Source organism: Rouxiella sp. Mn2063 (assembly GCF_049319665.1).
Taxonomy (GTDB): Bacteria; Pseudomonadota; Gammaproteobacteria; order Enterobacterales; family Enterobacteriaceae; genus JBMOUD01.
Window position 1 is genome coordinate 151,601 of sequence record NZ_JBMOUD010000009.1, and the last position, 20,147, is coordinate 171,747.

Consider the following 20,147-nt stretch of genomic DNA (forward strand, 5'->3'; position numbering starts at 1 on the left):
GTCTTCATATTATGTATTACTCTTTATTTTATAAGGAAAAAATGTGAAATTGACCATGAAGGTTGGAATAGTAGCTCTGTTGACAGGATTATTACTGGCAGGCTGCGATCAAAAAGATCACGATGCAAAACATATCAAGGTTGGCGTAATTAATGGCGCTGAGCAGGATGTGGCCACGGTTGCTAAAAAAGTAGCGAAAGAGAAATACGGTCTGGATGTTGAACTGGTTGGTTTTAGTGGATCGCTGCTACCAAATGACGCGACAGAGCATGGCGAACTGGATGCTAACGTCTTCCAGCATCGACCGTTCCTTGAGCAAGATAATAAAGCACATAACTATCATTTGGTCGCCGTAGGTAACACCTTCGTATTCCCGATGGCCGGTTATTCAAAAAAAATTAAAACCGTCGATCAACTCAACGATGGGGCAACTATCGCTATTCCGAACGATCCAACCAATCTGGGCCGCGCGCTTTTACTGCTGCAAAAAGAAAAGCTTATCTCCCTAAAAGAAGGCAAAGGCCTGCTGCCAACTGCGCTGGATATCACTAACAACCCACATCATCTGAATATCATGGAACTCGAAGGTGCACAGCTACCCCGCGTGCTCGACGATCCGAAAGTAGACGTGGCAATTATCAGTACCACATATATCCAACAAACGGGTCTATCACCGGTACATGACAGCGTGTTTATCGAAGATAAAAATTCACCTTATGTGAACATTCTGGTCGCAAGGGAAGACAACAAAGATGCCGAGAATGTAAAAGAATTTCTGCAATCCTATCAATCGCCGGAAGTGGCCAAAGCCGCAGAAAAAATCTTTAACGGCGGTGCCGTACCGGGTTGGTAATCTCTGTTATATCGTCATATCAGGAATACAATAACCATAACGCAAAGTCATTCTCCAAATGTAGTGTGCCGCTGCAATTATCACTGATAACATAGCGGCCCCGCCTAGGCCGAAGCAAAGTGCCCGGTTAGGCGGTTGTCTGGAGAGTGAGATGAAACCAAAAATTCAAAAAATGGATATCGGTACCCTTCCCCCAGGAAAGGGGCGTTTGTGGAAAAAAATCTTTTGGCTGGTGTTGATCTACGGAGGCTGTATTTTAGCTTTATTCGCCATCGCCCAAATATTCCGCATTTTTATGTAAGCAACAGTTATGCAAACACACCAATCACTCATCGCTCGTTTAGGCAGTGAGTGATTGGCGCTCTAGACATGTGTTTGAATGCTTTTTATCACTGTCCCAACGTTTATTGGCAGTATCTGCATTACTCTGCTTTTAACATATAGATCCAAGATTGCAGTATGCGCCCATCTGCAGCGGTAACTTCGACGGCAACCCGCTCATATCCGTCGCCTTCAAAATCGTCAAGAGTTTTCCAGTTTGCTAACAGATTCTCAGAGAAGAAAATAAATCCATTAACCCGATTGCCGCTGTCGTCGAGAACAATACCAGGATAACCCATCTCAGCGCCCCAGCCTTTGTTAAGCAGCGAGCCGCCAACGTGCCCCTCTTCCCAGCGCCCGCCGATATCTTCCAGAACATGCGCATTAGGCCGGCCCGGCCCTAAAGTTCCATAAACAAACAGACTTTCCATTATCACTCCTATGCTGATGCGGAAAATTGAACAACGTTAGCATTTATGTCCAATATATCTAACATAGATAAATGTGTGGATGCATCTGATTTGTTGAGATATTTCGCTGACAGCGATAAGAACGGTATATTTGATGTATATTTTTATAGTAACGGGGCTACACCTATTTAGGAACTAATGAATCCAGCACGCCACCTATATCTGACCAGTATCATCATCGCCGATGGCTACAGTGTTTATTACACATTAACTAATTATTATGCTTTATAATAGATGCCTTTCATTCTCCACAAAATAAAAAATCATTCATCCTTGAGTTTATTAATAACCTCAAAAAAAACATCATCAAATAACTCAGGGTTGGTTTCTTTTAAAATCATTGTATCAACAAATGGTTTCGCATAACTCTCTACTAAAAAATAGAACAAATCTAAATCATCAAGACTTCGCAACACTCGATATAATTCAGGAAGATTTTTTTCTAAATAGTTAGATGAACGAATAGAGCGAACTCCTGCACTACAGAAACTAAATATGATATAAAAAACAGCCCTTAAAAAAACTTAGGAATAATTTTTTTGCTGAAAAAAGAAGTCACGCTATTCATTGAGATCATATTATTAACTTGATTGTAAGCTATCTCATCCAATAATAAAGATGACTTTTTAATTTTATCTCTAGGTATTTTAGATATATACATTTTCACTACTTCTTCCAAGATCTTAGCTAGTTCTGATTTACCCACTCCCGTTTCCAATGTATGAATAAGCCTGGTTTTCTCGATAAAATCCTTGGCTTTATCGTCAGATATATCACAAGCTATAAATTCAATATCAGCTTCAAAAGCTATTGCTTCCTTTCCAAATTTATCCATATAAATAACATATAAGTTTTTTTGCTTCCCTTTTATGACCTCAACTATTTTACTTGATAGATCCCCCACAATTGGCACATTCACTCCCTTTTAGTACATTCCATGTTTTCACGACCATCTATTTAACACTTTTATTTTCGCCTTGCCAATGATAAAAACCTTTAACATTCTATATTTTTATTTGTGATAGCTAAGGTCCTTAAACACATTGCAGAAATATAACCTTATTTAGTTACGTACTAACAAGCTCATTACGATATTACGATATTACGACATTACGACATTACGACATTACGACATTACGACATTAATCTTCGCTACTAAACATCACTCAACATAATAAAAAGAGGCACGTTCATTCCTTTTAAAACTCAAATCAACCATACTTACCACGCCTTTCTTTATAAAAATAAAAAAAGAAAATAACAACTTATAACCAATAGCATTTAGCCCCATATGATTAAATAAAGTTCACCTCAGTCATACTTCTTAATAATTAACTATATGGAAATAATTCTATCCACTGCCTTAAGTGTCTTTTCTCTGTGTGCAATAATCACTCTGGTAATATTTAATTTTTTTATTTCCCCATTCACAAAGCGTTCACTTTCTGTATCAAGAGAACTGGTTGCTTCATCCATGAATAAAACACCCGGTTTTCGGTAAAGTGCGCGGGCAATAAAAACCCGTTGTTTTTGCCCACCAGAAAGCCCTTCACCTAATTCACCGATCAACGTTTCATATCCCATAGGCATTTTCATTATCACATCGTGAATATAACTCGTTCTGGCACATTCCATCATCCATGTTTCATCTATATTTTCTGTAAACCCACAAATGTTCTCCCGAATTGATCCAGAGAATAGTCGGTCATCCTGCATGACGCATGCGATCATCTTATGGTAATTGTTGATACCCAACTGTCGGATATCGGTACCATTGACAAAAACCTTGCCGGAGTCGGGCTCGAACAATCCACACAATACTTTCATCAACGTTGTTTTCCCGGCTCCAGACACGCCGGTTATAGCGACACTTTCTCCTGGAGCGATTGAAATCGATAAATCAGTGAACACTGCCGCTGACTGACTATCATAGCGGTAGCTTAAAGCGACTGTTTCTAAAGATACCGGGCACATGGTAGCAATAATATTGATATCCGGCTTTTTCGCGTCCCTTTCGTGCAATGCAATATCTGCGATACGTTCATTGTGCAAACTCATAATGCGCAGTTGCAGAAGAAAATTCGTCAGCGAGGCAACACGATCGGAAAATTGACCACGAAAAGCGCCAAATGCCACAAACATACCGATGGTCATATGATTACCGATCACAAGACTCGAACCCAGCCATAAAATGGCTACTTGGTCACAGGTTGTCACCAGCGTATTGATACCACCAAAAAGCATATCCATTTTGGTTAATTTGATGCCAGAATTGATGGCATCTATTTTTAGGTTAAGCCAGTGTGAGCCTCGAAGTTCAGCCATTCCCTGCATTTTTACTGTCGCAATACCGTACAGTGTTTCCATAAAATATGAACTGGCCCGCGCCCCTCTAACAAGAGTCTCTTCAGATGCTTGCCGATAATAGCCGTAGGTTAATAGACGAATTAAAACGTAGATGGCAGTAAACCCCAGAACAACCCATGTCAGATAGCCGCCATATAGGCCCATCATCACCAATACGCCGACAACCATAATGCTGTCCATCATCGCGCCAACAATACTGGTCGTAAATGTAGTACGTACCGTATCCAGCGAACTAAAACGGGACTGAATATCTCCTAATTTTCGTCGTTCAAAATATCCTAACGGTAGCCTCAGAAGATGTTTAAACAGACCTGACTGCCACTGCACATTAATGAGTGTTCCCATCACTAGCGATGTCCAGGCTCGAACCATCCCTGCCACCGCTCGGAGAAGAATAAACAGCACCAAGCCGACACAAATAAGAGTCAGTAGCCCTTTATCACTGGCAGGAATGGCATGATCCATGACAAGTTGGGTGCCTATCGGCATGAACAGATTGATAGTTTCAATGACAAGCGACAGACAGAAAATTTTTGCCAGCGTGTTTTTAATACCGTAAATACTATGAATCAGCGTATACAGGCTCACCCGATTCTTAACGGTTTGCACAGTAAATTCGCTGCCAGGCCAGATCTCAAGCGCCACGCCGGTAAAATACTGCGACATCTCATCCAACCCGACATTTCTCTGTCCTCTCGCGGGGTCATGCAATACAAAGCGGTTACGCTTTACGCTAACCAACACAACAAAGTGATTAAAATCCCAGTGAAGAATACAGGGCATTTTCAACGCCCCAAGCTCATTTAACTCGAGCGAAGCAGCCCGGGTTGCCATACCTAGTTGCTCTGCGATGCTGTTAATACCAGCAAGATTGGCACCGCGTGATGATAAATTGAACTGTCGACGTAGCGATATCAGATCGACATTTTTGCCATAGTGCCCACATACCATTGCCAGACAGGCCAGCCCACATTCAGAGATCTCCGTCTGATGAATAACCGGGACTCGCCGTTGCCATCGCATATTTAGCTGACTGATGATTTTTTTGAAATTTCCGTTATTCATTTACCTGCCCTGTAGCGCTGTGTTTCATGTCATAGAAGGGTGAAAGCATCCATTGATAAATTTTCCTTTTTTCTAGAAAAAGTGTGCTTTGTGCCTTCATGCCATTTTCCAGAGGAAAAGATTTTCCGTCGTAGGTAATGAGCTGTTTTTCTGGTGTCACAATTACCTTGTACCAAGGCCCCGATTTTTCTTGCGTATTTTTCGTGGCTCCCTGATAGGTAAGCATCTCCTGCAATGAGGCGGGGACTCTGCTTATCGTCCCGACCGTAGCGGAAAACTGGCCAAATTTTTCAGCAGGGAAGGCTTCATAACGAATGTTGACTTTATCCCCCACCGATATATAAGGGACAGCATCATTGGGAACCCAAATAATCAGATAATAGTGCTCTATATTCTTTGGGATAAGTTGCAACAGACTATCCCCTGCATTAACCATTTGCCCGACAGTGACACTCATTGAATCTATTTTCCCATCTGATAATGCACGGATGATAATTTCCCCACCCATATCAGTATTAACCAACTCCTTTTGCAAATCATATCGCTTTAATTCCATTTCGTAGATTCGATTATCAAAATCAGCCGCTTGAGTTTGGATCTGACTTTCCAAGCTGGTCATCTGCAAGGCATTCTGTTCATTTTCACCACTCAGTGTGAGTAAATTATTTTGTTGCTGGTAATAAAGTGCGACCTGATTAGCCAACTGGTCTTTATTAATAAGTCCTTTTGACTGATAACGTCTATAACTCTCCATATTGTCTTTCATTATTTTTATCCCTTCCTCAGCCCGACCGATAATGCTCGATGATCGCTTGAAGGCATCGCTATATTGCAGGCGTTGTTTTTCCAATGTATTAAGCGTAACTTTCTTACTTTCCTCCAACCGTGAAATGATGTCTCTTACTCGAAGTAACTGACTTTCGGTATTATTATGCTCATTCTCGCTAACAACACCGCTCGACGTGCTCTTACTAACATCGAGTTGATAAATTGGATCACCCTTTTTAATTATCTGTCCTTCATAAACATACTGCTTCACGACAACACCCTGTATGCCAGAGTAAATATTAACAGCCCGCGGCCAGGTAGTAATTTCCCCACTGACATTAATACGCCGCGTATAAGACCCGACAATGACGAAAGTAAGAACCACAATTAAATAAATAATACTGCTCGACACAACTAACCAAAGAGGGATGCTAGGAAGTAAAATCACCCTTCCCCGCCATTTCATTTTCCTGTTTGCTACCGCATCCTTACGAAACAAAGTAAATCACCTTAACTATTATTGATGTACATTAACATTCCGATATTATCGGGCATCGTATATTTCCAGTTAACAGATGTTATCGTCTAAGAATCATTATTTTCTTTCTACGGTTAAGCCAGTACACCTTACCTTCTCCCCAAGGCTGCAACTTAATTAAATACTCTATAACCTTGCGCCCAAAACCTGGCTTACAGCAAAAATCGAGGAGCCAGATTTTACTTCCTTCATTCCATTCCGAAGGATGCAGTCTGAATTCAGTGTCGTTAAGCAATCGTTGTTCAGTATCAGCATCCAAATATGCCCAAGTGACATACGCCAGAGGATGGCCGTTTGTATCGAAAAGGAATTTTATCTGATCGTGTTGTATCGCGAATTCAGTCCAAAACTGAATACTCAAGACCGGATAGAGACTGTAATTAGGGTTGTGCAGCATACAACTTACGGCAAAACCAACCTGTTCCTGAGCAGACCATAATTCACGGCCATTTACGGATTCGCTTAAATACAACATGGTATTTTTATCCTTTAGGCTCTATACCCCAAATAATTGGAGTTGCAGGTAGGCAGCAACTGAGGGAGTCCCCGGGAGCTTAGATGACTAAGTGACTGGGGCGAACAAAGGCAGCCAACACCCCTGCAACTTCAAGTATGACGGGTATAACTATAAAGTCGGTTGCTGGGGATATAACACCTTTAGAGCGAATACCTGCATTTTGGTCACCATGTCACCAATCGCATGTTGCAGAGATTGAGTATCTTCGCCATAAGCATCCAACAGACCGGTAATTTCCTTAAACATCCGCAATTTACCCAGCCATGCTCTGGGCTGTAGCCTCTGTCGTACATGCTGCTCCATCTCTTTCAAGATCACAGAAGCGTCAATCCCTTGAGAATCGCAAGCTCTAGCCAGCCAGTAGATGCCGTCGTTAAAGTACCGTAATACCTCGGGGAAATAAGCATGTTGTTCCAAGTCTTGGTTGTCTGGGCGATTTTGCCCTTGGCTGCGGTGAATCAAGGCCACGGCAAGTCTCTCTAATAATGACTCGTTTGGCATATCGCTATACGAGCAGCCCATCGTTCCACTGAGGCTATCGAATAATTTCATAAAGCCATGCACCAGTTGAATCAATGTGTCAGGGATAACTTCCAATTGCAGGATATCGACGGGGATCCCTAACAACGTCAGATAACCACGGACGTAAGCTTCAGCAAATGCTTTCTGAAATGCCTCTTTCACCCGTTGGCGGGAAAGCAATGTAAATGCAGGATCGAAAAGATATTTGCCGAGATATAAACAGAGATCAGACAGCCCCTGTTGAAGAACAACGGGTTCTTTCATTAATTCTGTGAGTCTGAGTCTATATCCAAAATCGTCAGGATAATCACCGGGAAATAAGCAGCTCAGTCCGTTAAAATCCAGTAATCTGCCGTCCATTGCCATATTAGACGGTGATGTTGTCAGCCTTAGGAAACGTGTACGGCAATATGCCATTTGCCAAGCCTGACGCCGGGCCAATTCACATAATCCTTCAATACAATAGAGGCGCGGATCGAAATATGCTTCTTCACTGAATCCTGCTGACGGTGTCGGTAAACTCGCCGGCAGCATGCGGATCACCGATCTCACGCGATGCGCATCGTGCATTAGCAAGCTCGAATACTCAGGCTGCGGTCGGAAATAAGGTGCCCTTTCGAAATGCGCCGGACGCACCGCCGGCTCACGAACCAGTAATGCCCGTTGTGAGGAACCTTGCGATAATTCAAATGCGTTATCTATTCGTTTGTCTGTCAGTAAAACGGCCTGCGTTCGCACGGCTCCGTAAGGCAATACCTGTGCGAGCACTTCTCCCCATAAAGCCTCATAAATTGCATGAACGGCACCAAGCGCACCATTGGAGTGACGCTTATCCGTCCCCAGCCCGACTAATGGATTGGCACCAATACCTTTGACCTGATAACGCCCATCAAAACCGCAGCGTGCGCCACCACCGTTGCGCTGAATCCCACTACCGCCATAACGTTCGGCCAGAAATATTTTAGTAGGAGCCGAGCTGACGGGATCGATCAAATAGCTGCAAGCATGATGCAGTGCCTCTTCGTCATCTACGCCAGGAACGCACCATATCAAGGAGGACGTTACCCGCCGCGCGCAAAAGGGCACAAGATTATCTGTGAGCGCTGCAAGCGAAAGGGGATAACTCATTTATTGTATTCTCCGCTGTGTTTACTGATATGAGTCCGGTTTATTCGTGTATGGGTTTACACCGATACACTCAAGAACAGCCTTCAAAAAACGAAAAAATGCAGTTAATACCAAGCCATGAATTTATTCAGCATTTTGAACAAACTGATAAAACCAATAAATATAATAAAAGAGAGAAATACGTCTACAAAAGAATTTCCCTCGCCTACTATTTTCAATGATGAAAATGAAACAGATAACATTGTTAATGGAAAGCTTAATATAGTAGCTAACTTACCTAACGTATGATTACTCATTCAATCACCATGAAAATTTACCAAAGAAAATTACATTTCCGCGCCTTACAATTGAACACATCAAATCGACAGGTGGGGGGGGATATCCTTACAAGAAATACATCATCAATAAAATAACCATTATTTTTAATTAAAATATCACCCTACCATTAAAGTAATTTCTTAAGAAAATATCCATTTAGACCTCACCACTAAGATAATAATTCTCATTCACACAGAAACTAGCAAGGCTATTTCACTGAGTCAAGTGGTGATTTATATAGATATAAATCCATTATTACACAAGATATTTAATTTACATCCACATCACAACAAATAACCACTTGGCAAAAACCAATAATTCCTTTCTTATCAAAGGGGGATTACTTATTATTATTATAAATACCTAGGCTTATGGATAAATAACTAAAATATCCGACAGTGAAAAATCAATCATTATTCGTAATCCCGCTCTCGGTTTTATTTGAAGACTTGTTTAAACATACGTCATGATATTAATTATAATTACCGTTTAGTAATTATAGAAAGGATGATTCAATATGAAACCATGGCAGATAATTTTCGTTTTTTTGCCTATAAGCATGTTTACTGGAATTATTGCTAGTTACTTAAACGTTGGTGTTGCATTGCATGACATGATACTCATTTTAGCGACAATAATTATAACTATGATTGTTTTTTAAAGGAAAATATATATGAAGAAACTAACCATAAACCAGATGAATGCAGTATTAGGAACCGGTGACGTAAATTGGGTACAAGTCGGAAGAGATGTTGTTACTGATGGCGCGGGTGTTGCAGGAGGCGCTTTCGGCCTAGGCTTAGGTGGACCGATAGGAGCTGGATTCGGTGCAGTCGCTGCCTCAGCGGGGGCCGGTGTAATATATGATGCAGCTGGAAACACCACAACAAGCTCAACTGCTACATCAAATTCTAGTAGCGGAAGTTAGTATTTATTTAATTTTTTATGAATTTCAATTCAATCTATCTAAAAGCTTAATAAATGCAAAAAAAATATTAACGAAGTCGATTTGATTATTTTCACCAAGATAACTCTCACTGCACATCTATCATTTTCACCTTCGAAACTTCGACCATTATTTCTAAGGAAATGCACTAATGAATATCGATTACACGTTTCGCCGATTGAATTTTTTTGAACAGTGGAACCTTGATAAATTTCGCTTTCTGCTTTCAATTGCTCTTACATTAATTTTAATCGCTATTAGCATGTGGATACTACCGTTATTTTCTTATAGAAGCATTCATGATGGATTCATTGGTATGTGCTGTGGATTATTTATCGGGTTTTGGATGACTTGTATTGCTCGCTTATGTATTAACATCCCTATTGATATCGATAAATTAGCATCAATACTCGAAAGTTATGAGTATCGAAAAACGCCTCATGGTTATTATGAGATAAAAACCTATCGTTATAATAAGTTTAAATATCAGAGAGTTTTTTTTGAGAAAAAAGATGGTGTATGGGTGTTAACAGGCCCTTATAACATTTTAGAAAAAATCATTAACCAAATAGAAAATGGATCGTATTCTGGTAAGGGCAACATCAAGCAGTAGTCGATATTTTTCAGGAGATCATTATGGCTATAGTATCTATAAATAGGTTTCCTATTTTCATACCAGGAGCGGGGCTTATTTTTTCTTTTTCACTGCCAAGCACTCCGACATTGCTTTCGTCAAGGTTCTTGTGTCTTTATTTTTTTGTGTCTTTTATTGCTGGTTTCTATCTTTACTTAACCATTAAGCATGGACGGCGAGCGGACATATTCGTGGCATCAATGATGGCTATTACATCTATCATATTCATGCCGATCATAAAAATGCATTTTAGTTAATTATCATATAAAGACCTCGGCTAATTTATGTATTTATACCCAAAATAATTGGCGTTGCCTCAAGGCAGCAAAGTGATTCGGGTAAGTGACAAATTCAAATATGACGGGTATATCAATGGAAAAGGACATTTTTATGCGTATTCTTTTTATTGGCCCACCGATGTACGGCCTGCTATACCCTATTCTCTCTCTCGCCCAAGCTTTCCGTGTGAATGGCCATGAGGTGGTAATTGCCAGTGCCGGCGAATTTGCGCAAAAAGCAGCACAGGCCGGTTTGGTAGCATTCGATGCCGCCCCCGCAATCGATACGGAAACAGAATATCGACGTCGAGAAGATCGACGAAAGAAGACTAACCTCGTAGGGAATTTCTCATTCTATAGCAATGAGATGGCTGACCGCTTGGTTGAGTTCACCGGCCAATGGCGTCCTGACTTGATTGTATATCCGCCGCTGGGTGTCGTTGGACCATTACTTGGCGCTAAATTTGATATTCCCGTGGTCATGCAAACGGTCGGGTTCGGCCATACGCCTTGGCATATAAAAATGGTGACGCGTTCATTGAGCGATGCCTATCACCGCCATGCTGTCGTTGCGCCACCGCGTGATCTGGCATGGATCGATGTCACACCACCAAGCATGAGCTTACTAAAGAATGAGGGAGAACCTATTATTTCAATGCAATACATCCCCTACAATGGAGGAGCTGTAAGCCAAGAATGGTGGGAAAGGCAACCGGATAGAAAACGTTTGTTAATAAGTCTTGGCACTGTCAAACCAGTGGTCGATGGATTAGATCTGATTTCCTGGGTGATGGACTCGGCTGATGAGGTGGATGCGGAGATCATCTTACAGCTCGCAGCCAATGCACGTACTGGCTTACGCAAACTGCCGCTAAATGTACGGCTTGTAGACTGGATCCCGATGGGCGTGTTTCTTAACGGTGCAGATGGATTTATTCATCATGGCGGAGCAGGTAATACGCTGACGGCTTTACATAATGGCATACCGCAGATAGTGTTTGGCCAGGGAGCCGATCGCCCAGTTAATGCTAAAGCCGTCGTGGATCGTGGTTGTGGAATTATCCCAAGCGAGTGCGGATTAACCAGCGATATGATCAATATATTCTTGAGTAATACCGTGCTTCGAACAGCCTCAGCACAAGTCGCCTGCGAAATGGCTGCACAGCCTAACCCCTCTCAAGTTGCTGAACACCTCGTCTTAAAATTGAAAGGTGGTTGATAGCCGTTAACGGCTATGGACTTTTCTGAGCTAAAATAATAGGTTTATTTGTTCCCAGCTGCAATTCATAAAATCATTAATTGAAAAATCTATTGAAACCACTTTATCGAGTGATTAATGAATATGCACCAAAATAAACAATACCAACTCATTAACGATTAATTTTAGAGACCACTACGATAAAGTAGTTATATCATGATAATTTTTTAACGTAATACAGAGTTATAGATGCTATTAATTTATCTTATGAACCACTGTCTGCTGAACTAGTTGCACTCCCTGATGCGCTAGTTGTGCTGCCTGATGAACTTGAACTGCTGCCTATACCATTAAACGCACCTCCGGCAAGCATTCCTCCAAAAGCTCCTAATCCTATACCAATAGGTCCTCCGAGCATTCCTCCAGCCACCCCTGCTGCAACGTTATTAGAAAGTCCGTCTGACAATAATCCCATATTGTTTTGCCCCGCAGATACATTTGGCTGAAAACCATTTTCCTGTGCGCCATAACCTGGGTCACTATATACCTCTGTTCCACCGAGAATAAAAATAATCTCTTCCTTTCTCATCGTTCTCATTGATGTCTCCTTTATGAACGTGATGATTCTTTTATCAAAAATTCTAATCCATCGATAATTCTTCTTATTGCATATGATGCGCCTATAGGGACAAATATTATTATCATGGCGGTAGATACATTTGGGGATTGACTATTTAAATCTGAACATGCAGAAAAAGTAATTAGTAAACTAAAAAATAATATTATTGACTTTTTTAACATATCACTCCCTAGCATAATAAAATTAGGTGTAAAAATATAACGATATTTTATATAACAAATCATCATGAAATATCAAGAATTAGCTTATTAATTACCAAATACCCTTAAAACCAAAGGACAACCCTACAGTAATCAATCTATCAAACCTATCATTAAAATGTAAACTTACAAACTTGAACGATGACTAAAACCCTCTAAATTTAACATTTTTTCAGTTAATCTTATTGTGCTATTTTCATTAGTAGCCATTCTCCCATAATGATTACTCAACAATAGTAAAACAACGAAAAAACAGACTCCCCTCGCTTCACCAAGAATTGATATTTCTTAATAAAAACAAAAAATATCAATTTAATCATAAAATAAAAATCAACATTTTCATCTATTGATTAATACAAAGTCATCATTATGATAATTCATGACAATTATGAAAAACGATAATCAAGGAGAAATTTGTGCGTGATGTAATTTTAGATTGGTTTTATTACAACCACATCACGGCACCTTGTTACTTAAAGGAGAAAGGGTGAATGCATCCACAATACACACTTCACAGATTGAGTTTGCTTCAACAATGGCGCTTTGACAGCTTTCGCCTGCTTTTCTGTATTGCTCTTATGCTTCTGTTTAGCGTCATCATTATATGGGTCCTGCCGCTGTTCTCTCATGGCAATGTCCATGGTGCCATTATTGGAGTGTTATGCGGCCTGACCATCAATTTTTGGCTGACCTGCATTGCCCGTCTGCGTATCAATGCGCCGGTCAACGCGGAAAAGCTGCTATCAATACTGGAAGGTTATCAGTACCGTAAAACCCCGCAGGGTTATTATGACCTTCAGGTTCATCGTTACACAAAGTTTACATCGCAGAGGATTTTCCTTCAAAAACAAGATAAAACATGGGTAGTAACCGGCCCCCATAACATTCTGAAGAAAATTATTAAGCAGGTCGATCTTGCCTCGTTTTCAGATAAGGATTAGCGGTAGTTTTTATGTCCTTCAGGGTTTCTAGTACACCAACATTAAAATGACTGAAAAATCTATGGTTTCTCTCTTACAATCCGACTACTTTCGCAAAGCGTCGGCATCACTTTTCCTTGTTTTAAGAGATAACGCAAAAATGCCTAACGCACTACCTAGCGACAGCATCGTGACAAGCCTGGGGTAATAAAAACTACCAAGTGCATCAGAAAATGGCAGATTTACTACAGGATAAAGTCCGATCAACAGATTGAATAAAATAGCTTTTTTTTGATATGGTGCCTTTATATTATAGTAGGAAGCGATGATGCTAAAAAGCATTATTCCCCCCGTTATCCCAAACAGTATGATACTAAAAAGAGTCAAATTATTTGAAAGATTGACATATCCATCGCTTATATAAGTATAAAAAAAAACCATCCCCCCATAGCAAAGAGGAACGTTGTCTTAGCTAGAACATATGCATTTGAGCATAAGTTGATAATTTTTAATGTAATCAGTATCGATTTCCGGAACATTTATTTTCTCTTTGTATTACGGCCTAATGCCAAGAGACCCTGCGGGGCTCCGTTTGGTAAAGTAATATATCCGGTAAACTTAACGCTGTGGCTGTATTGACTGTACTCAGTTACCACCTTAACGCCACATCGTTGATATTGAAGTATATATCATATTATAATATTTTTCCTATCACACAAAATTGGTTTATGCTGCCGGTCTGAGCGTCAATTAAATAGAGGAAAAGACGGCGATCCGATAAACGGCTAGGAACCATGACTCAGCAAGCGGATAGTTCTATCCTTTCGATAAATCATGCTAGGCTGCAATTAATTTCTTTGCATGCTGATTATCGGCATAACATTGTTCACTCTGCACGTGAAACAACGGTTCTCGCTCTTTTTCACTTATCTCTGACAACTTCTCAACCGGCTTCAACATGGTATTCAGCTCGGGAATGGGGTCTTACTTCGTGATCACCAACTCCCCTTCTATTACACCACTATCAATCAGCGTCTCAATAGTGAACCTCACCTCTGCCAGGCATTTACCCTTAATTCTTATCTGCGGATGATGAAAACGCTTCGGATCCGGAATATCCCCCACACGACCGGAACGTAAAACTTGGTGAGAACGACAACTTGATTTAAAATCAGCGTTAGCCATATTAACTACTCCTGTAAAATAGTTAATTTGGTGAACGGGGTTTGAGTGCTGAGAACACTTCAACTTCGCGTTAATTAAATCTCAATTGGAGATGAATAGAACAGCGTATATTAAATATAAAAAACCTGTTAAATTCAAAAACACTATAAATTAAATGCTGTATAAAAAGCCACCTAAAATTGTAGGGAATGTTTAAATTGAAACGAGGTTCACGAGGTTGCAAAAAAGCCCCCCACTGATAAATACTCTATTTCACTGCATAATTTAAATAAAAATACTTATAAGGAATTCGTTAATTCATTCAATATAATGGTTCATTTGCCTGTCTCCGCTTAGAGTATGAATATCAAAAACAGGTAATAATCCAATCTAAATGATAGGCTTCATAAATTAAAGCTAACATCCTGGCTGTGATTCATCATCCATAGCGTAGGTACACTGAAAAGGATCGCTCCACTTGTTATCTTTGTAAAAGAAATTTAGGGCTTCATTATTAAAGGTACCATATCCAAAACCACTCGACTGTATCGTCCATTGCCCCGTACTTCCATCTTTGAAAGTCACCATTCCAGTTGCAATACAGGGTGAGTAGTACTGATGCTCTATTGAACCTCCGTATTTTAATACTTTCGCCTTATTAAAATAGTTAATAATTTGTTCTTTTGTTGGCCTAAATAATTTACAACCTTCTTTTTCTTTTTCACTGTGCCCTTTATATGCAATCCCAACCTTACTAACTTCAATATTACTAACCTCCTTAGAGCAGGCTAGGTTTGAAAAAACAAAAAATGGAATAGCATATATCAGTTTAGCATTTACCATATATTTATTTAACATTCTATATTTAGCTAGTATTAGCCCCTTGGTTATACTCACATATACATTACCTACTACATCAGTTTACCCCTCAATATTTGAATTTTAAATTAGCATTTAATCCATTATTAATCTCCTTTAAAACATTCCAACTTAAATTATTACTTAACGAAACTTGGAAATATTTTACACTTAAATAAAGATGTACTAGTTCAACCGTTTCATGCCACTATAGGCCCCATCAGAGGCAGATTTGCTTGAACCAACAAAATTAATTTTTTAGCACAATCAGACTTTTTTATTTTTAGCTCACCGATAAATACTTAATACCCTATGAAATAATATGAGCTTACACATCAATCGTAAAGCCAACGACCAGCCTTTGCGGATTCAATTAGCATACCGATAGTAAAATCTAGAATATCTACTATCTGTTTTTTAAAAAGATTCCACGAGAATTCAACTTCTGGATAATACGTTTCAATTTTATAACTCCCTCTGTCGACATTGAACTCAGTAAAAAACTCGTCCATTAATTCTTCAGTACCACCTTGATCAAGCTTTACATCAAAATAAATGCTTGATTCAGCAGTGTAAGTATCATATTTCTTTCTCCTGAATATATACACACCGCTGTGACGTGTAACAAGGCCAATCACACGCTGTTCAATATTATCTACCATCGTTTATTGTCGCCTCTTGCTATCATGTTGTAATCACTGATTGTATGATAACTCGGATATACCTAGGCTTTAACTTTTGCTGAAAAACGTTGCGACTAATAGTATGAATCCAAATCACTTTTGTTATCTGTTACTGGCCGTAGCGGCCACAGGCAGCCTATTCCTGCCTCACCCTCTTGTTACATGGTTCCTACTCGCCAGTATGTTAACGCTGATAATTTATGGCGTAGATAAAATGGCGGCCCGCAAAGCCTGGTACAGAGTGCCGGAATCCACCTTGCTGATATTTGGTTTTGTCGGTGGGTGGCCCGGAGCCATTCTAGGTCAGCAAATCTTTCGGCATAAAACACAAAAGCAACCGTTTAAGACTTGGTTCATCATTAGCGTGATAGTAAATATAGTGGTGCTGGTGATGTTGTATCGATCCTATCCTTGGTGAAGCAGACAGTACAAATTGCCTGCGATGCGCTGTGAATGACATCCTGGCAACGCAGAAGGACGGGCAATGTGATTTCATGTAGGTCAGGTCAGTACTGTTCAGCTCAGCTCAGCTGGTTATCGGGCCTTGCTAAAGCGGGATAATTGAAAATCAGAACCTCGCTTAGGGCTATGTCGGCATTACGTGGGTAAAATCAGTTAGTACACAATTGGCATTATTGATGACTAAGTATTTTTTCCCAGTTACTTATCTAGCAATTACTACCAAAGCGTACATTTCTAGGTGATTTTTAGTGGCAATAGTCTGGCGCCATAGTGTCCTTGCTTTGTGCCGTGCCCAAGCACAGCAAAGTAACCCTTAATCAAATGGCCACCATTTTCCCAAAACACATGCTTACTAACTTCGCCTTCTAAAGAAATCGATAACCCAGAACTATTGAAGCCATCCAATTTTTCACCCTCATCCCCCTTGTTAAATTTTTCTAGCCAAATAGAAAATTCTACACTCTCTTCTATAGAGCCATTTTTGGGATATGAGCAGAAATCTACATTTTCACCATCAAATCTAATGTTGAGATATATTTTTTTATCGATATTTCTGGAAAGGAAATCATTTAACTTTAGTAGCTCTTTACTCAATGGATTGATGATACAAAACTGAGTATGAGCATTTTTTTGAGGGAAGGTGTTTTCTTTCGTTACATCATATGCCTTCCATGCATAATAGGCAGCCACAATCCCTGCCAAAAGAGTTGTTAATGTAATAAAGTAATCCATAGAAAAATATCCAGTCCACTGTGATTTATTAATCATAATCTGATATGCAATACGCATCTACATTGTTGATATGTAAATATCTACAATTAAATTTTATTATATTATCGAGCCATCATGCATGCAATCTGCGCAATGCTGACCCCAAGCTGAGAAGCCAGCTCGACTATGTAAGGGTTTAAAGTCATTTGTATAATTTTTCGTGACTCAGTACTTCAGGATGGAGATCCTCATAGTAAGAGGCCCGTCTAAGTTATCAGGATGCGTTAATTAGCCACATACGGTACTAAATTTACGCTCACGATAAGAATCCGAGCATGACTTATATCTTACCTGTACCATTTATTCCGAATTTTTATAATAAATTTCACTTCTTCGAATATAATAAATACAAGGGCTATCTTAAGCCCTTGTATTTATTAAAAGCTAATTATCCATTTGTCGTTCAAATGCTTGTGTTACTAAAAACATAACGTAATGTAAATCTTCTAGCTTCTCGAATCCAATCTCAACATCACCATTTCCCCATCGCCCCAAGCTAGTGACATCTTTGCATAATCCACGCGGATCATTAATTTCAGCAAATGGAATATTCAATGAAAGACGCAGCCGCTTTGCTTGCGGTACGACGTCCACAAAATTCACCTCAGCTTTATAAGCAATATAAAGCTTCAAGAAGACTTCTGTGACACAAGGGTCAAGTGCCAACGTTGCTTTACGCAACGCTTCAAACAACACCTGAACATGCTCTTTAACCAGATAGGGATGATCTTCAAAGCCATAAGCGACGTTACTTTCACCCTTAGGCTGGTAATTTTTTAGAATATCATCGGGAAGATTAGCACTTGGCCAAACACTGCTTGCCTGTTCTGCCATTTTTTTCGCTCGGGCCATAATGGCTTCTTCACTCCATTTATCAAGAGCAGAAAGCCCGTCATTCAGACGCAAATGACTGTATTTGAAACCACCGTCCATATCGCGCTTATCAGCGAATGAGCGATTGCTATACTCAGAGTTATAGCCCGTTAATGTCAGGTTCCCCAACGAATGACGCCATGTTTCCCATATACGCAGCCATTCATCTCCTAGCTCAACTCTCCACGCAGCGGGCACTTTTTCTGTTTGGTTATCACACTGCGGCATAATATGTTCAATAGTGTATTCATCTACCGGGATCGGTTCTTTATGCTTATAATTTTCAAGCCTTCTAAGCCAATAGCTACGACTTCTGAAGTTATAAAGATCGCGAGTCTGAATATCCCTCTTAAATTCCTCATCGGTCGGAAAACGACGATAAGATGGCAGCAACACAAACGCAGCTTTAAGGCTGTCCAAATATTGGTTCTTATCGAAACTTTTACTCAACCCGGCAAAAGTTTTATTCATTGAATTGGTAGGAATAGCACACACCGCCCGACGAAATACATAGCTTTCTACCAGGCGCAAGGCTTCCGCGAAATCGCTTAGTTTCAAAATATCCCGCTGGTAGTCATCATACAGCTCCAGCATCAGTGGATAGGCAACATCCATTCTCAATTCGCGGATATTATGGAATATTTCTTTAAGGTGTTTATTTTTCTCAATACCTAACGCAATAGCACAATAGTAGATGGCATATTTATGTATATCTGCAACAGCAGATTCAACAGATTGACTATTGCGACGAAAGTACTGTTTAAATGCCTCATAAATATCATCAATCTTAGGGATATCGCCAGTTTTTACCGTCAGGTAGTGACGCATGAAAGCATCGAACTGTTCGGAGTAAGCCTCCTGACCAAACAGAAGCTCCATTTTGCGCCAGTGATCATTATACAACGTCGTTTGACGCTCATTTTCCAGCCCCATGAGGATATAATTGCGAATAAGATCGGCCTGGCTTAATTTTTTACCCGTTGAGTTCATACTTTCAAATATAAGCTGTGGATTATCATGGTCGCGCTGGAGAGAGATATCTACCACGATTAATTTGCTCAGCCCTTTACAGACAGTCTCTAATAATGTTTTATTTCTGAGTTTATCTTTAAAGTATTCGAAGTTTTCCGTAACACGTAAAGAATAATTCTCCGGCTGAGATTTCCCATCGATAATTGCACGCAACGTCTCGTTGTCCGTTTGTGACAGAATAAGTTTATAACGTTTCTCACCTGACAATAAGGGATTAGTCAAATAGAAACCACGTAACTGGGCTTGGCTGAACCCTTCAATAAACTCTTGATCGCCCACGGCTTCGGCTAAAGCTGCGATTAACAATGACACAGTAGTAACGCGCTGTTGACCATCAATGATCAACAATGGTGATTGAGACGTCACCGAATAAAGCCCATTTTCGATATACACCACGGAACCGATAAAATGACCTTGATTGTTCTCATCAAATCCGCAACGGAGAATATCATCCCAAAGCTGTTCACACTCCTTCAGGCTCCAGGAGTAAATACGCTGGTAGATCGGAATGACTAACTGAGGTGCAGTCTGCAGAAAGTTGAGCAACTTGGCTTCTTTAGCCTTCATCCTTTAATTTCCTTGTTAACTATCTTAATAACAAACGATGGCCATAATATCCCC

At 40.1% G+C, this 20,147-nt stretch carries 19 protein-coding genes; 7 read left to right on the top strand and 12 right to left on the bottom strand.

Annotated features, from left to right (window positions below; genetic code table 11):
* Positions 1-55 precede the first annotated feature (55 nt).
* Both nlpA and ACL9RG_RS14740 read left to right on the top strand, forming a co-directional pair.
* Positions 56-853 carry a lipoprotein NlpA gene (gene nlpA, locus ACL9RG_RS14735; RefSeq protein ID WP_422793427.1) on the top strand — a complete coding sequence of 266 codons (798 nt, stop codon included), beginning with the start codon at positions 56-58 and terminating at the stop codon, positions 851-853.
* Positions 854-1,004: 151 nt separating this feature from the next.
* The gene (locus ACL9RG_RS14740) at positions 1,005-1,154 is read left to right on the top strand and encodes a DUF2474 family protein (protein WP_422793367.1); all 150 of its coding nucleotides are present in this window, start codon (positions 1,005-1,007) and stop codon (positions 1,152-1,154) included.
* Between the two features lie 121 nt (positions 1,155-1,275).
* Here ACL9RG_RS14740 and ACL9RG_RS14745 read toward each other — a convergent pair whose 3' ends face one another.
* From ACL9RG_RS14745 to ACL9RG_RS14770, 6 genes are all read right to left on the bottom strand, one after another.
* Complete coding sequence (locus ACL9RG_RS14745) at positions 1,276-1,605, bottom strand: gamma-glutamylcyclotransferase family protein (protein WP_422793368.1); 330 nt, start codon at positions 1,603-1,605, stop codon at positions 1,276-1,278.
* A gap of 553 nt (positions 1,606-2,158) precedes the next feature.
* Positions 2,159-2,557: a hypothetical protein gene (locus tag ACL9RG_RS14750; protein WP_422793369.1), complete on the bottom strand. Its 399-nt coding sequence runs from the start codon at positions 2,555-2,557 to the stop codon at positions 2,159-2,161.
* 422 nt (positions 2,558-2,979) lie between these two features.
* Positions 2,980-5,076: a peptidase domain-containing ABC transporter gene (locus ACL9RG_RS14755; RefSeq protein ID WP_422793370.1), complete on the bottom strand. Its 2,097-nt coding sequence runs from the start codon at positions 5,074-5,076 to the stop codon at positions 2,980-2,982.
* A complete protein-coding gene (locus ACL9RG_RS14760) occupies positions 5,069-6,343 on the bottom strand; it encodes an HlyD family secretion protein (protein WP_422793371.1) in 1,275 nt (424 codons plus the stop codon). The genes ACL9RG_RS14755 and ACL9RG_RS14760 overlap by 8 nt, the downstream gene beginning before the upstream one ends.
* Positions 6,344-6,422: 79 nt before the next feature.
* Positions 6,423-6,857: a toxin-activating lysine-acyltransferase gene (locus ACL9RG_RS14765; RefSeq protein ID WP_422793372.1), complete on the bottom strand. Its 435-nt coding sequence runs from the start codon at positions 6,855-6,857 to the stop codon at positions 6,423-6,425.
* Positions 6,858-7,007: 150 nt separating this feature from the next.
* Positions 7,008-8,549 (bottom strand): MchC protein, encoded by a 1,542-nt coding sequence (locus tag ACL9RG_RS14770; RefSeq protein ID WP_422793373.1) that lies wholly within the window; start codon positions 8,547-8,549, stop codon positions 7,008-7,010.
* A gap of 991 nt (positions 8,550-9,540) precedes the next feature.
* On the opposite strand from ACL9RG_RS14770, the gene ACL9RG_RS14775 reads away from it, so the two are divergent.
* The 3 genes from ACL9RG_RS14775 to ACL9RG_RS14785 all read left to right on the top strand — a co-directional run bounded on the left by ACL9RG_RS14775 (position 9,541) and on the right by ACL9RG_RS14785 (position 11,944).
* A complete protein-coding gene (locus tag ACL9RG_RS14775; RefSeq protein ID WP_422793374.1) occupies positions 9,541-9,795 on the top strand; it encodes a colicin V family bacteriocin in 255 nt (84 codons plus the stop codon).
* 169 nt (positions 9,796-9,964) lie between these two features.
* Complete coding sequence (locus ACL9RG_RS14780) at positions 9,965-10,426, top strand: hypothetical protein (RefSeq protein ID WP_422793375.1); 462 nt, start codon at positions 9,965-9,967, stop codon at positions 10,424-10,426.
* Between the two features lie 411 nt (positions 10,427-10,837).
* A complete protein-coding gene (locus ACL9RG_RS14785; protein WP_422793376.1) occupies positions 10,838-11,944 on the top strand; it encodes a glycosyltransferase in 1,107 nt (368 codons plus the stop codon).
* A 244-nt stretch (positions 11,945-12,188) separates the two neighbouring features.
* Here the strand turns inward: ACL9RG_RS14785 and ACL9RG_RS14790 are convergent, their stop codons facing one another.
* A complete protein-coding gene (locus ACL9RG_RS14790; RefSeq protein WP_422793377.1) occupies positions 12,189-12,521 on the bottom strand; it encodes a hypothetical protein in 333 nt (110 codons plus the stop codon).
* Positions 12,522-13,254: 733 nt separating this feature from the next.
* Here ACL9RG_RS14790 and ACL9RG_RS14795 point away from each other — a divergent pair.
* Entirely contained in the window at positions 13,255-13,704 is a 450-nt protein-coding gene (locus ACL9RG_RS14795; RefSeq protein WP_422793378.1) for a hypothetical protein, read from the top strand.
* Between the two features lie 963 nt (positions 13,705-14,667).
* On the opposite strand, the gene ACL9RG_RS14800 is transcribed toward ACL9RG_RS14795, so the two are convergent.
* From ACL9RG_RS14800 to ACL9RG_RS14810, 3 genes are all read right to left on the bottom strand, one after another.
* Entirely contained in the window at positions 14,668-14,868 is a 201-nt protein-coding gene (locus ACL9RG_RS14800; protein WP_422793379.1) for a hypothetical protein, read from the bottom strand.
* Positions 14,869-15,264: 396 nt separating this feature from the next.
* Positions 15,265-15,744 carry a hypothetical protein gene (locus ACL9RG_RS14805; protein ID WP_422793380.1) on the bottom strand — a complete coding sequence of 160 codons (480 nt, stop codon included), beginning with the start codon at positions 15,742-15,744 and terminating at the stop codon, positions 15,265-15,267.
* 296 nt (positions 15,745-16,040) lie between these two features.
* Positions 16,041-16,367 (bottom strand): DUF1493 family protein, encoded by a 327-nt coding sequence (locus ACL9RG_RS14810; RefSeq protein WP_422793381.1) that lies wholly within the window; start codon positions 16,365-16,367, stop codon positions 16,041-16,043.
* Positions 16,368-16,470: 103 nt separating this feature from the next.
* On the opposite strand from ACL9RG_RS14810, the gene ACL9RG_RS14815 reads away from it, so the two are divergent.
* A complete protein-coding gene (locus ACL9RG_RS14815) occupies positions 16,471-16,806 on the top strand; it encodes a DUF1294 domain-containing protein (RefSeq protein WP_422793428.1) in 336 nt (111 codons plus the stop codon).
* A gap of 278 nt (positions 16,807-17,084) precedes the next feature.
* Here the strand turns inward: ACL9RG_RS14815 and ACL9RG_RS14820 are convergent, their stop codons facing one another.
* Together ACL9RG_RS14820 and ACL9RG_RS14825 are read right to left on the bottom strand one after the other, a co-directional pair.
* Complete coding sequence (locus ACL9RG_RS14820; protein WP_422793382.1) at positions 17,085-17,582, bottom strand: hypothetical protein; 498 nt, start codon at positions 17,580-17,582, stop codon at positions 17,085-17,087.
* 423 nt (positions 17,583-18,005) lie between these two features.
* Positions 18,006-20,093, bottom strand: a complete 2,088-nt coding sequence (locus ACL9RG_RS14825; RefSeq protein WP_422793383.1) for a GmrSD restriction endonuclease domain-containing protein — start codon at positions 20,091-20,093, stop codon at positions 18,006-18,008.
* Positions 20,094-20,147 lie beyond the last annotated feature (54 nt).